12 protein-coding genes are annotated in these 12525 nt (G+C 65.3%); 6 read left to right on the top strand and 6 right to left on the bottom strand.

Going from position 1 to position 12525, the window contains the following annotated elements; all coding sequences use genetic code 11:
- Nucleotides 1-21 precede the first annotated feature (21 nt).
- Nucleotides 22-906, top strand: coding sequence for a LysR family transcriptional regulator (locus tag AC13GA_RS08100; protein ID WP_482997837.1), 885 nt, complete (start codon nt 22-24; stop codon nt 904-906).
- On the opposite strand, the gene AC13GA_RS08095 is transcribed toward AC13GA_RS08100, so the two are convergent.
- Both AC13GA_RS08095 and AC13GA_RS08090 read right to left on the bottom strand, forming a co-directional pair.
- Nucleotides 881-1669 (bottom strand): SGNH/GDSL hydrolase family protein, encoded by a 789-nt coding sequence (locus tag AC13GA_RS08095; protein ID WP_482997836.1) that lies wholly within the window; start codon nt 1667-1669, stop codon nt 881-883. The two genes, AC13GA_RS08100 and AC13GA_RS08095, sit on opposite strands and share 26 nt — an antisense overlap.
- A 46-nt stretch (nt 1670-1715) precedes the next feature.
- Nucleotides 1716-2681, bottom strand: coding sequence for a DUF2268 domain-containing putative Zn-dependent protease (locus AC13GA_RS08090; protein WP_428709331.1), 966 nt, complete (start codon nt 2679-2681; stop codon nt 1716-1718).
- Between the two features lie 138 nt (nt 2682-2819).
- On the opposite strand from AC13GA_RS08090, the gene AC13GA_RS08085 reads away from it, so the two are divergent.
- Nucleotides 2820-3803, top strand: coding sequence for a hypothetical protein (locus AC13GA_RS08085; protein ID WP_482997835.1), 984 nt, complete (start codon nt 2820-2822; stop codon nt 3801-3803).
- A 13-nt stretch (nt 3804-3816) separates the two neighbouring features.
- Here the strand turns inward: AC13GA_RS08085 and AC13GA_RS08080 are convergent, their stop codons facing one another.
- The 3 genes from AC13GA_RS08080 to AC13GA_RS08070 all read right to left on the bottom strand — a co-directional run bounded on the left by AC13GA_RS08080 (nt 3817) and on the right by AC13GA_RS08070 (nt 7302).
- Nucleotides 3817-4137, bottom strand: a complete 321-nt coding sequence (locus AC13GA_RS08080) for a hypothetical protein (RefSeq protein WP_482997834.1) — start codon at nt 4135-4137, stop codon at nt 3817-3819.
- A gap of 215 nt (nt 4138-4352) precedes the next feature.
- Nucleotides 4353-6815 carry a S9 family peptidase gene (locus AC13GA_RS08075; protein ID WP_482997833.1) on the bottom strand — a complete coding sequence of 821 codons (2463 nt, stop codon included), beginning with the start codon at nt 6813-6815 and terminating at the stop codon, nt 4353-4355.
- A 157-nt stretch (nt 6816-6972) separates the two neighbouring features.
- Nucleotides 6973-7302 (bottom strand): hypothetical protein, encoded by a 330-nt coding sequence (locus tag AC13GA_RS08070; protein WP_006376346.1) that lies wholly within the window; start codon nt 7300-7302, stop codon nt 6973-6975.
- Nucleotides 7303-7873: 571 nt separating this feature from the next.
- Here AC13GA_RS08070 and AC13GA_RS08065 point away from each other — a divergent pair.
- The 4 genes from AC13GA_RS08065 to AC13GA_RS08050 all read left to right on the top strand — a co-directional run bounded on the left by AC13GA_RS08065 (nt 7874) and on the right by AC13GA_RS08050 (nt 11034).
- Nucleotides 7874-8380 (top strand): hypothetical protein, encoded by a 507-nt coding sequence (locus tag AC13GA_RS08065; RefSeq protein WP_248298428.1) that lies wholly within the window; start codon nt 7874-7876, stop codon nt 8378-8380.
- A gap of 12 nt (nt 8381-8392) precedes the next feature.
- Nucleotides 8393-9817, top strand: a complete 1425-nt coding sequence (locus tag AC13GA_RS08060) for an XVIPCD domain-containing protein (RefSeq protein ID WP_428709336.1) — start codon at nt 8393-8395, stop codon at nt 9815-9817.
- Between the two features lie 70 nt (nt 9818-9887).
- On the top strand, nt 9888-10664 hold the full coding sequence (locus AC13GA_RS08055; RefSeq protein ID WP_100434942.1) for a HipA family kinase: 777 nt from the start codon (nt 9888-9890) through the stop codon (nt 10662-10664).
- Nucleotides 10642-11034 carry a DUF3037 domain-containing protein gene (locus tag AC13GA_RS08050; protein WP_046986795.1) on the top strand — a complete coding sequence of 131 codons (393 nt, stop codon included), beginning with the start codon at nt 10642-10644 and terminating at the stop codon, nt 11032-11034. Before AC13GA_RS08055 ends, AC13GA_RS08050 begins: the two co-directional genes overlap by 23 nt.
- 16 nt (nt 11035-11050) lie before the next feature.
- Here the strand turns inward: AC13GA_RS08050 and AC13GA_RS08045 are convergent, their stop codons facing one another.
- The gene (locus tag AC13GA_RS08045) at nt 11051-12481 is read right to left on the bottom strand and encodes a serine hydrolase domain-containing protein (protein WP_317233338.1); all 1431 of its coding nucleotides are present in this window, start codon (nt 12479-12481) and stop codon (nt 11051-11053) included.
- Between the last annotated feature and the right edge of the window lie 44 nt (nt 12482-12525).

The raw sequence follows: 12525 nt of genomic DNA, 5'->3' as shown, positions 1-12525 counted from the left end.
GAACAGTTTTACTTAACTGAAATGCTCAAGCACTGGCCACCGCTGAACGCCCTACGGGGTTTCGAGGCTGCCGCCCGGCTGGGCAGCTTCCATCGCGCGGCCGAGGAACTGCACCTGACCCAGTCGGCCATCAGCCAGCAGATCCGGGGCCTGGAAGCGTCGCTGCAGCAGCCGTTGTTCTTCCGGCAAGGCCGCAGCGTCACCCTCACCGACGCCGGCATCGACCTGCTGGAAACCACTCAATCCCTGCTGCGGCAGCTGGCCAGCGGCATCCGCCGGCTCGATCAGTACCGCAAGCCCAATCAACTGATCGTCAACACCAGCCCGGCCTTTGCCCGGCATTGGCTGGTGCCGCGCCTGGCCAGCTTCCACCGCCTGCATCCCGACGCCGATCTCTGGCTGCTGACCAGCGAGGAAGCGCCGGACATGACCACGCAGACGCTGGACGTAGCGGTACGCGATGACCTCGACTCACAGGCGCAATGCCAGCATCGCGTGCTGCTGCAGGACCGCCTCTTTCCGGCCTGCCATCCCAAGCTGCTGGCGACGCCCGTGCACGAACGACTGACCCTGCATGGCGAGCGCGAAATGGACTGGAGCCAATGGCAGGTGCAGGGCGGCGCCGATGTCGGCCAGCGCCGCGAGGGCATGAATTTCTCCGAGCCCGGGCAACTACTGGATGCCGCGTGCCAAGGGCTGGGTATCGCCTTGGTCAGCGAGCTGCTGGCAGCCCGCGCCTGCGAACAAGGCCTGCTGCAAGCCCTGGATGAGGCACGCGTGCGCGGCCCGCGCTGGAGCTGGCTGGTGCACCAGGACAGCACGGCAGATCCGCTGGTGATCAGTTTCTGCGAGTGGTTGCTGGCGAGTCTGCCCGCGGGAGCTACTTCTGCTGCAGTGCGTGTTTGACCGCCGCTTCGGCCAGCGGCGCCATCACCGCATAGCCCTTCGCGGTGGGATGCACGCCGTCGTCGGCCAGCTGCTGATCCAGTCCACCGGCCTTATTGGCCATTGGCGTGTAGTAGTCCAGATAGACCATCTGTTGTGCATCGGCATAGCGCTTCAATGCCGTGTTCAATGCACGCACCTTCGGCGCAGGTGCCGTGCCCGGCAGCCACGGGTAGTCGCTGACCGGCAGCACTGATGCCAGCACCACGGCGATGCCGCGTGCACGGGCGAGGTCCACCATCGCGTACAGGTTGTCTTCGATCATCGCCTGCGTGGACGGGCCGGTGTTGCCGGCGATGTCGTTGGTGCCGGCCAGGATCACCACCACCTGTGGCTTCAGCGCCAGCACGTCCTGCGGGAAGCGCACCAGCATCTGCGCCGTGGTCTGGCCGCTGATGCCACGATTGAGCCAGCCCTTGCCGGGGAAGAAACCGGCACTGCCTTCCCTTCCCCAGCCTTCGGTGATGGAGTCGCCGAAGAACACCACGCGCGGCTGGCCCGGCACTGCCGCAGGCAGTTGCGCGTTGGCATCACGATAGCGTTGCAGCTCCGGCCAATCGGCCAGGCGCTGCTGCATGAAGCGCACTTCGTCGGGACGAAGCTGGTCAATGGGCGTCCGCAGCAGCGGATTGACCGCACTCGTTTCAGCGTCCACGGCCGCAGCAGTCAAGGCGATCCCAAGGACCATGGCGGCAACGCTGGCAAGCACAACAGGAATACGCATGGGGCTCTCCCAAGACACGGGACCAGTCTAGCGCCCTGCCCGGCGCTCAGCGTGCAGCCGTGCGCGCCGCGACACCGGTCACCTTCGCCGGCATCCACATGCCCGGCGTCCAGCCACTGGCAGCCAGGATCGCCTTCGGGTTGTCCTGCTGGATCAGCGCGCGCACCGCGCCCCGCTTGTCCTTGGCCTGCAGGTAATAGGCCTTGGCGATGCGGTACCCCACCCAGTAACCCAGGTCATAGGGCTCCTGCGAGCCCGGCTTGTAGTTGTACAGCCACGGCGAAAGATCGGTGCTGTCCAGATCCAGTGCGAATGCGCTCTCGATATGCACTTCCCGGCCGCGCGTCCACGCCGCATGGCGCCCATTGCCGACGTTGCCGGAAATCAGTTCGGTGATGAACTCGGCGATGCCTTCGCCCAGCGACACGCGCAGCACGGTCGCGCGCGGATCTCCCGGCTCGAAGTCGCTCAGGCCGGTCTGCTGGATGTGCACGTACTCGTGTGCGATCACGTGCACGAAGCGGTCCTGCACATTAGGATTCATGAAGTCGGCCGCGCACAGCGCTTCCAGGCCGATGATCACCCCACTCTTCGAGGTCAGCCCCACAGGCCGGCCACGGCCCACTGCGATCGTCACCGGCGGGAACCGGGTCTGCGGATAGATCGCCTGCAGGCTGGCGAACACCTGTACCAGGCGCTGCTTGACCGCCGGCAGCTCGCCCAGGCAGCTTCGCCCCTGCGCATACAGCTCGGGCTGGCTGGCAATGGACTCGGCCATCCGTTCGGGAGTGACCCGACGCGCCTTGGCCAGCTCCGCCAGGCCCGTCGAGCCTTCGGCCAAGTATCCACGCAGCTGCGTAACGCTGGGTTTACCGCCAGCACTATCGTAAAGCGCATAGAAACGACTGACATCCTCGGTGAGGATCTGCGGCCCCGCCGGAGCTGCCGCCGTGGCCACGCCCGTCGCCCCGGCACAGGCCAGGGCCAACAGGCCGCGCAGGATCATGGACATCGCTCCGTCCTTGGTGGAGTGCATGCGAAGCGCGCAATCTATCACTCCGCACGGCCAACCGCAGCAGGCGGATGCGGGCACCCCGGCGCTGTGCCAGACTCGCTTCGGCACCTGCCACGGAAGATGGAGCACCGCACGATGATGATCGTTCCCGCGTACTGGGCCGAAGCCCGCCTGCAGGCACGTTTCCGCGGCCGGCCGGTGGTCGTGCGCCGCTTCGGCTGGTCCGATGAAGGCCCTGCCGAGGCCCAGGGACATGCCGACCGCCGTGCCAACGAAGCGCTCAACGCCATCCTTGCCGGGCAGGCGCTCCCGCGCCGCGAAGTGCGCAGCAACTACGGCGTGGAAGGGGTACCGATCCGCGAGCAGATCGTGCAGCGCGACAGCGATGTCATCATCACCCGCAACAGCTATGGCGCGCTGTGCCTGAACACCCCGGACGTGCTGTTCGCCGACATCGACCATGCGCAACCACCGGCAGGTTGCGTGATGCCCGCCCTCATCGCCGCAGCGCTGCTGTTCGCCGGTGCCATCATCGGCACCCTGCTCTGGCACTGGCTGGTGGGACTGGTACTGGGTGTGGCGGCCGTGGTGCTGGTGAACGCCGCGATGCTGATGCAGCGCAAGCGGCGCCTGGCCGCCGCCGGTGGCGCCGAAGGTGTAGCCCTGCAGCGCGTCGCGACCTTCATCGAACAGCATCCGGATTGGCATCTGCGCGCCTACCGCACGCCGGCCGGACTGCGCGTGCTGGCCATGCATGCCACGTTCTCGCCCGAGGACGAGCAGCTGCAGTCGCTCTTCAAGGCACTGGGCACCGACACCCTGTACGCGCGCATGTGCCGGCTGCAGCATTGCTTCCGTGCGCGACTGACACCGAAGCCGTGGCGCGTTGGCCTGAAGTACCGCATCCGGCCACCGGTGGCCGCATGGTCAGCCGAACAGGCCAACAATCCGGATCGACTGGCCTGGATTGCCGAATACGAAAAGAAGAGCGCCGGCTTCGCGGCCTGCGCTTATCTACGCAGTTTCGGCGATACCACCCGGGTGCATGCCAAGGCCGAGCACGTGCGCGATCTGCATGACCGGCTGTCGCACGCGCAGGATCGTCTACCGCTGGCGTGAGCGTGGCGGACGCTCAGTCAGCGCTCTGCACGAACGGCTGCCCTGCCAGGGTAGTGCCCAGCCGCACCGCGATCTGTTGACCGTCCTTTTCGAAGGTCGTCGCACACTGCTTTCCGTCCTTCTGGCATCCGACTTCCGGAAAGCCGTCCAGCGATTCCGGCGCGCCCTGCGCAGGCTTCGCATGCCAGCCTGCGGCGTCCAGCAGGCGCTTGGCCTTGGCGTAGGGCATGCCGGCGATGATCCCCAGCTGCGCCAGTTCGGTGGGCAGTGGCTGCGCACCTGCAGTTGAGACCAGGACCAAGTACAACGTTGCAGCAAGAAGGATGGCTTTCATTGCACCGACCCGGGGCGAACTCACAGGGTCAGCCTAGCCCATCTGCATGGCATGCGAATGTGCCGGTAACACGTCGTTACCGAGTCTCCACAGTTGATTGCAAAGCCGTCGGCATCATTTACATGTGGACAGCAGCCGAGCATGGGCTCGGCTCTACAGGATGCAGAAAGGCCGCCGGGAGGCGGCCTTTCCACGGCAGTCGAGCAAGCTCGACGCTACTTTGCGTTCTTCACGTAAGTGTCGAACCAGTTAAGCATTTCCGCCACCAGCTGTTCGTTCGATTCCAGCGCGGTGTACCAGTGCGGTTCGTTCGGCAGCATCACCAGGCGGGTTGTGCCACCGTTGCCGCGGATCGCCTGGTACAGCTTGCGCGACTGGAACGGTTCGGTGCCCGGGTTGGCGTCGTCCTCGCCGTGAACCAGCAGCAGCGGCAGCTTGATCTTGTCGGCGTAGAAGAACGGCGAGGCCTTCAGGTACACCTGCTGCGCCTGCCATACCGAACGACGCTCGTTCTGGAAGCCGAACGGGGTGAAGGTCTTGTTGTACGAACCGCTGGTCGCCACCCCGGCCTTGAACAGGTTGGTGTGGGCGATCAGGTTGGCGGTCATCAGGCCACCGTGGCTGTGACCGGTCACGCCGATGCGGTTGCGGTCGACCACGCCCATGTCCACGGCCTTGTCCACCGCAGCCTTGGCGTCGGCTTCCAGCTGCTCCAGGTAGGTGTCGTAGGCGTTCTTCGGGTCACCCACGATCGGGAACGAGGCGTTGTCGATGATCGCGTAGCCGGCCAGCAGCATCAGGCGGTACGGCTGCAGACGGGTGAAGGTCTGCTGCGAACCGGACACCTGGCCGGCCTGCGCTGCATTGGCGAAATCGGCGGGATACGCGTACAGGATCGCCGGCACGCGCTGGCCTTCCTTGTAGCCCGGCGGCGTGTACAGAGTGAACGACAGGTCCACGCCGTCGGCGCGCTTGTAGGTCACCAGCTGCTTCTTGATCTGGCGCACTTCCGGGGTCGGGTCGACCAGCCTGGTCAGCGCGGTAGCGGTAGAGGCGAACTGCGCTTCGCCGGTCTTCGCGCCGGCCACCGCTTCACCCTGCTGGCGGATGAAGGCATTCGGCGGATCGATCACCGACTGGTGCCAGGTCAGGTAGCGCCCCGACGTGTTGCTGAAGCCGAGGAACTGTTCGTAGGCGTCGGCACTGCTGCGGAACAGGCGCTCGCTCTTCAGCGTGTCCAGATCCAGGCGGTCCAGGAACGGACGGTCGCCCTGCGGCGAGGCGCCACGGCCGCTGAGGAACACGTGGTTGCCCTCACGGCGCACGACCTGCGCGCCATTCGGCAGGCGGGTGAACACGAGGTTGCCGGGATTGCCGTACAGCTCATCGCTGGACATGTCCCACAGCAGGCGGCCTTCCTTCTTCGGCTGGTCCACATCGACGATGCGGGTCTGCATCCAGTGGCGGTTCTCGTCGTTCTCGTACTGGAATGCCACGGCCGGATCGGCGGTCCACGCGAAGCCCTCGAAGCGCTGCGCGGTACGGGTGATCTCGGTCGGCTTGCCGTTGAACGGGGCCTTCAGCATCAGCACGCGGTCACGGTGCGGCACGCTGATTTTCCAGTCGCCCTTGTCCAGCGCTTCGGCATAGACCAGAGTGGCCGGATCGGTGGCTCGCCAGTCGAAACCGCGCGGGCCCTCTGGCACGCCGTGCACCGGCACGCGATCCGCCAGCGGCAGGCTGGCGATCGGCGTGCTGCGCCCGTTGCTGACATCCAGCACTGCCACATCGTTGGCGAAGCGCTGGTAGGTCACGGCATGCGAGTACGGGGCCTTGATCGATTCGGTCAGCACATGCACGCCATCGGGCGCGGCGCTGACTTCATTGAACAGCGCCGGCTGCCCGACCGGGCGCACGCTGTTGGCGGCAGTATCGACCACGGCCAGCTGCGAAGCGCCGTAGTAAGCGAACAGCTTCTCGTCATGCACGCTGGTCAGCGTGTCGCGGGCTTCGTAGGTGCTGCTCTCGCCACTGCTGCCCAGCGACTCCTGCGCATCCGGACCAGTCGGCACGCCACCGTTGGACGGCGCCGGACCCTGATTGGCCGGTACCAGCTTCACCAGCAGGTTCTGGCTGCCGCCCAGCCACTGCACGGTGTAGCCGAAGATCGGGTTCAGCTGCACGTTCGGCACCTGCTTCACCTGGCCGGTCGCAGCATCGCCGACCCACAGCTGCACGCTGGTATCAACCGCATTCTGGAAGGCGAAATGGCTGCCGTCAGCCGACCACAGCGCGCCGGTGGCGCAGCCCTGCGGCAGGTTGACCTTGGTTTCCTTGCCGCTGCCGATATCGACCAGGGTGAAGTCGGCCACGCAGGCCGGAATACCGTAGCCGCCGGGAGTGTCATGGCGACTGCGGTTCTTCGGCTCCAGACGCACACCGGCCAGCTTCAGGTACGGCTGGGCGACGCGGCTGATCGACGGATAGGTCTGTGCGGTGGTCAGCAGCAGGCGCTGGCCGCCCGGGGCCACGTTCGGTGCCGGCGGCGGCGGCGCCTTCAGCACCTTGAGCAGGTGTTCCGGCGGCTTCGCGTAATCGGCAAGCGCCGGGCCAGCGGCCAGCAGGCCGACAGTGGCAACGGCAACAGCCGCCGCCAGAGAGGTTCGACGGATCAGCATCCTTATCCCCTGGGGTGTGAATGGGTACCCGGAATCGGGCATGGCCCCGAATCTAGCACCGCAGGGGTTGTCGTGAATGGGCCGGAAGGGCTAGTGGCCGGATGGGGCAAAGTGGAGTGCAGGTGGCCGGACGGCCATTGCGAGGCATGGCCTGGCACTACTGCTGGGCGTGCAGGTCCCAGGCGGTCAGATAGTCCGGGTCGACCACGATCATGCCGCTGTTGCTCATCCGGTACTCGCCCGGCTGGGCCGGCAGGTACTGGTCGAGCATCGGCGGCAGGTAACGCTCGTGGCCATCGTTCTCGTCGGCCAGCACCACACCTTCATCGGCACTGATGCGCAGCACTGTTCCCGCATACTGCTCCAGTCCCTGCACCTGGCCGTCGCCGCCGTAGCGGGTCACCCCGACCAGCACCAGTTTTCCGATCATTTCTTCGACCTTGGCATCGTCCAGGGCCGGCAGCATTCGTTCGTATTGGTCGCTCATCGGTGCACCTCCAAAGCCTGCAGGATCATCATGGACAAGCCAGCCTTCGCGCTGCGAAGGCCATCGGGCAACGCAGGGACAATCTGACGGGCGTATGTCTGTATTGCAGGGCCGGCACGTCAAGGCCGGGACCGCGTCGGGTGAACAGTGGCGGATGCTGTGGGTGGCGGCCATCCGTGCCGGCAAAGTGGCCGTATCAGACCAGGGTCAACACCACGCGTTGCATTGCATGCAGGGTAAAGCGTGACAGCTGCGCAGTTGTTGCATGACGGCCTCCTGTTGAAGGTCACACGCGAAGTTGATGCTCCATGGACCCGATGCTGACATCGCGCGCGGAATGGTCAAGTGAAGAATGCGCACCCGTTCACCTTTTGTATCGCATTCGGGTGCCTCGATTACGCTTAACCTCTGCTTCACCCGGCTGCACCTAGGGTCAGCCTTCAATCTGCAAGGAACGCACATGCCCCGGTACGCATTCATACGACCGTGGACGCTCGCACTTTCAGCGGCCACGCTCTGCGCCTGCGCACATGCCGCCGACCGCACGCCGACTTCTCAAGGAACCGACACCATGGCCCCATCTGTAGCCGAGACTTCCCCGCCCTCTCCGCTCAACGCCGAGCAGTTGCTGTTGCGCCTGCTGGACCTTATCAAGACGACGACCTCCACCCGCGAGCTCACCGCCGAGCGCCTGTCCGCGGCGATGCAGGCGCCGGCGCAGGTCTTCGGCCCCGGCCACTTCGGCTATGGCGGCACGCTGACACCGGAATGGGGCTATGGCCTGGAAGTGCAGCGGGCCGGCACTGCCGACGCGCGGCTGGACCTGAACTTCATGGACACCAGCAGCGATCGCAAGGCCTCGGCTGCGGCGATCTGCCAGGTCGACTTCAACCACTTCGCTTCGGCACTGGATGCCGCTGGCTTCAAGCGCGAGACGGTGCGCGGCGAACACGGCCGGGTGATCTACGACCGCTTCGATCGACCGCAGCTGAGCATCAAGGTCGACACGATGCCCGAGAACCCCCACGCCCTCGGCGACGCCACGCATGCCTGCGTGCGTCTTGTCACCGTGCAGTAAGGGGAGCCATCAATGACGATCCTTTCCGCAGAAACGGAACGCCTGCTGGGCGAGTTCGCCGGCAAGACCGACGTCACCAGCGACCAGGTCGGCAACCTGCGCAGCGTCATCGCGGGTTCGCCCGTGCTGGCAAAGCAGGTGGACGCAGCCATCGCGGCAGGCTATCTGGAACGCTTCGAACTGTTGCCCGCCACAAGCAATGCGGGTGGTACCTACGAGACCGGCACGAAATCCATCAACCTGCCCGCCAGCAGCTTGTCGACCCCGGCGGCACCGGACAGGTTCAACGCAGCCGAGGTCACCTTTGTGCTCGGTCACGAGATCCAGCATGGCTTCAACGATGCTGATGTCGAGCGTGCCTACGTGCAGTTCGATGCCGACGTGGAGCAGATCGCAGGCCGTACCACCAGCCATGATTACACCGAGGCGATCGGCACCCTGCTCGCGGCCAACCGCCGCGATGAGGCCTCTTCGAACATCGCAGGCTGGAATGCGCTGGTCAGCCAGGTACGTGCCAGCAACCCGGACGCTACCCTGCGCGACCTGTATGAAGCCAGCACCCGCTCGACAGACGTCATCCAGTCGCGACCCGGCCCGCCGATCACCTATGCGCCGCACCCGGAGCTGACCCTCAATGCGGACCTGACCATCTCCCCCACCGCAGCCAACATCGAGGGAATGGCCAAGCACTATTACGATCAGGGCGTCAGCACCGGCCTGGGCCATCATGGGAATTCGGACTACCAGAATTTCTACGGCGTCCAAGCGATCGAACTGGCCAGCGGATACGAGGCCGCGAATCCAGCGCCCGACGGCGTCAGCCGGATGGAAGTGAACATGAAGAAGCTGGGCCTGGACGAGCGCCTGCTGGAGCAGAACGGGCTCAACCTCGGCGAGGGCTCGCCCCCGCGCCAGCCCTACTTCGATACCAGTACCTCGCCGTCGACGCTGCGTTACTTCGACCACACTGAGGGCACGCATACGCATGTGCCGATCACCGCACGGCATGCGACGGAGGGCGATGGCATACCGACGCCGCTTGCGGAAGGGCGTGACCGCTCCCTGCACGAACAGATCCGCGGCAAGGTGGCTGAGCTGGATGCCGCCAATGGACGCAGCTTCGATGCGTCCAGCGAGCGCCTGAGCGCCAGCCTTCTGGTGCTGGCCCGCGAAAACGGGCTGGACCGGGTCGACCATGTGGTGCTCAGCCGCCAGACCGATGGTACGGGCGCGGCGCAGAACATCTTCGTGGTGAAGGGGCCGCTGGATGATCCAGCCTCGCTGCGCGCCTCCTCGCCCACTGCCGAGGCCGCACAACGCCCCGTGCAGGAAAGCCTGGACACGCTGGCCGTGGTCAACCGGCAGGCCGACCAGGCCTCGCAGGAACAGACCCGCGCGCAGGTGCTGGAACAGCAGCGCGGTGCGCTGGCTCACTGACGGTGAACGACATGGAGTCGCCGGGGCGCTCCCGGCGCTCCCTTGGCGGCACCCACGCTAGAATGCGCGCATGCGCACCGTACATGCCCTCCGCTACATCACTCCCTTGCGGGAAGGTGGCTCCCTGCCGGCCGTGGTCGAGACCGACGACGACGGCATGGCCGTGCTGAAGTTCCGTGGCGCCGGCCAGGGACCGAAGGCACTGATCGCCGAACTGATCGCCGGTGAGATGGCGCGCACGCTGGGCCTGCCGATTCCGGAGATCCTGTTCGTGGAGCTGGACCGCGAGTTCGCCCGCACCGAGCCGGATCCGGAGATCCAGGAACTGATCCGCGCCAGCGAAGGTTTGAACCTGGGCCTGGACTACCTGCCCGGTGCGATCAACTACGACCCGGCGGCAATGCCGGTGGATGCCGATCTGGCCTCGCGCATCGTCTGGTTCGATGCGTTCACCAGCAATGTCGACCGCACCACGCGCAACCCCAACCTGATGGTGTGGCACCGCAGGCTGTACCTGATCGATCACGGCGCGGCGATGTACTTCCACCACGATTGGGCCAATGCTGGCGATGCCTGCGAGAAGCCGTTCGTTCTGATCCGCGACCATGTGCTGCTGTCGTTCGCCAGCCGCATCGCCGCGGTGGATGCCGAGCTGGCCGCGCGCCTGACCGATGCCGAGATCGAGCGTATCGTCGGCCTGGTGCCGGACAGCTGGCTGGTGAATGAGCCCGCGTTCGACAGCCCGCAGGCCTACCGCCAAGGCTACATCAGTTATCTCAAGCACCGCCTGAAAGTGCGTGCGGTGTTCGTGCAGGAGGCCATCCGTGCCCACGCTGCACACGTATGACTACGCCGTCATCCGCGTGGTACCGCGGGTGGAGCGCGAGGAATTCATCAACGTCGGGGTGATCGTCTCCTGTCCCGGCGCGCGTCATCTGGAAGCGGCCATCGAGATCGATCCGGCACGCCTGCAAGCCTTCGCCCCAGCGCTGGACCAGGAGGCACTGCAGCCGTGGCTGGATGCGATCGTGGCCATCTGCCGCGGCGACGCGACCGCCGGACCAATCGCGCAGCTGCCCGCGCGTGCGCGCTTCCATTTCCTCACTGCCAAGCGCAGTTCGGTGGTGCAGATGTCGAGCACGCACGTCGGCCGCACTGCGGACCCGACAGGTGTGGTGGAACATCTGATGACGAAGATGGTGCGGGTGCCGGAATGACCGGCACACGTCGCGATCAAAGCGGCACACGTCGCGCGATGTAATTGACCACATTGCCGATCGCATCCGGATCGACATTGGCCAGCCCAACGATCACATAGCCCTGTGCGGGCAGCACCACGATGGCGCTGTTGGAGCCGGGCGCACCGCCTTCGTGGCCGTACTGGTGCTCCCTGCCCTCGCCCTGCACCACGAAGCCGAATCCGTACCAGCCCTTGTGGTTCTGCGCCGTGGTGGCCTGCTGCAGCAATGCAGGTGAGACCAGCCTTCCACTGCGCAATGCCTCGGCGAATTTCACCATGTCGGCCACCGTGCTGTAGCCACCACCGGCTGACATGCCGCGCCAGGGCAGCGACTTCGTTTCACGGACCCATTGCCCATCCTTCTTCGTATAGGCGACGGCACGCTGCGGGACGCTCACTGTTTCCGGCTCGAAGCCGGTGCCGGTCATTCCAGCCGGGCGCAGGATGTGCTCTTCCAAATACGCGTAGTACGACTGCCCGGAGACGGCCTCGATGATCCGCCCAAGCACGATAAAGCCATAGTTCGAGTAGCTGTCCTGGCTGCCCGGCGTGAAGTGCGGTGCATCCCTGGCAAAGCGCTGCACATAGTCATCCAGCGTCTTCAACGACGCGGAATAATGCTCGAAATCGTCGCCGAAGAAATCGCCCAGGCCGCTGGTGTGGGTCAGCAGTTGGCGCACGGTCACGGTACCGGCAACGGCCTTGTTCGGATAGTCCGGCAGATGCTTGCCGATCGTGTCATCAAGGCTGAGCTTGCCCTCCTGCACCAGCTGCAGGATGGCCACTGCAGTGAACATCTTGTTGGAAGACGCAAGGCGGAACTGCGTACCCACGCCCACTTGAATACCAGCGGTGCGATCGGCATCGCCACCGCGCCAGTCCAGCAGCACATTGCCGTTCTGTGCCACCTGCAACGCACCCGACAGCGCATCCTGCGCCCGCAGCGCCTCCAGTTTTGCTGTGGCATCGGCCATCAGCGCAGGCAAAGCAACCCTCTCCGGCTTGAACTTGTCCGGCGTTTCAGTGCCTTCGATCTGGAACTGCTTCACATGCGCCGGGCTGGCCGGATCCATGACGGCCGTCACCCACATTGCGCGCTCGCTCAGCTGGCCCATCACCAGCAGCTTCGCCTGGCTGGGCGCGCTCTCGAGTGTTTCCAGCACGCGCAGTGGGCCGGTGCTCTCGCGGAACTCGAGATAGTCCTTGGGACTACTGCCTTGCTTCTTCGCATACCTGTCGGCGAATGCCTGCAACGCATCGAGGCTGCCTGCATTGAACGCCGCAAGCCAGTCATCGATGGCATCCTGCGCGCGCGGATGTGCACGTTCGGAAGATGTTGCGCCAACTGCTGGAAAAACCGACGTGGCCATCAAGACCGAACATGCCAGCGCATTGCAGAGAAGCAGACGTCCAACAGCCCTCATGGCAGTTCCTTTGCGGGGATCCCTGGGCGCATCCTAGACGAAGG

Source organism: Stenotrophomonas sp. 22DLJC03 (genome assembly GCF_056861405.1).
This window is presented reverse-complemented; position numbering and strand designations above follow the sequence as displayed.

Bases quoted from the DNA above. Each gene is read 5' to 3' on its own strand.
- AC13GA_RS08100 (WP_482997837.1), top strand. From the start codon at position 22: ATGCTCAAGCACTGGCCACCGCTGAACGCCCTACGGGGTTTCGAGGCT.
- AC13GA_RS08095 (WP_482997836.1), bottom strand. From the start codon at position 1,669: ATGCGTATTCCTGTTGTGCTTGCCAGCGTTGCCGCCATGGTCCTTGGG.
- AC13GA_RS08090 (WP_428709331.1), bottom strand. From the start codon at position 2,681: ATGTCCATGATCCTGCGCGGCCTGTTGGCCCTGGCCTGTGCCGGGGCG.
- AC13GA_RS08085 (WP_482997835.1), top strand. From the start codon at position 2,820: ATGATGATCGTTCCCGCGTACTGGGCCGAAGCCCGCCTGCAGGCACGT.
- AC13GA_RS08080 (WP_482997834.1), bottom strand. From the start codon at position 4,137: ATGAAAGCCATCCTTCTTGCTGCAACGTTGTACTTGGTCCTGGTCTCA.
- AC13GA_RS08075 (WP_482997833.1), bottom strand. From the start codon at position 6,815: ATGCTGATCCGTCGAACCTCTCTGGCGGCGGCTGTTGCCGTTGCCACT.
- AC13GA_RS08070 (WP_006376346.1), bottom strand. From the start codon at position 7,302: ATGAGCGACCAATACGAACGAATGCTGCCGGCCCTGGACGATGCCAAG.
- AC13GA_RS08065 (WP_248298428.1), top strand. From the start codon at position 7,874: ATGGCCCCATCTGTAGCCGAGACTTCCCCGCCCTCTCCGCTCAACGCC.
- AC13GA_RS08060 (WP_428709336.1), top strand. From the start codon at position 8,393: ATGACGATCCTTTCCGCAGAAACGGAACGCCTGCTGGGCGAGTTCGCC.
- AC13GA_RS08055 (WP_100434942.1), top strand. From the start codon at position 9,888: ATGCGCACCGTACATGCCCTCCGCTACATCACTCCCTTGCGGGAAGGT.
- AC13GA_RS08045 (WP_317233338.1), bottom strand. From the start codon at position 12,481: ATGAGGGCTGTTGGACGTCTGCTTCTCTGCAATGCGCTGGCATGTTCG.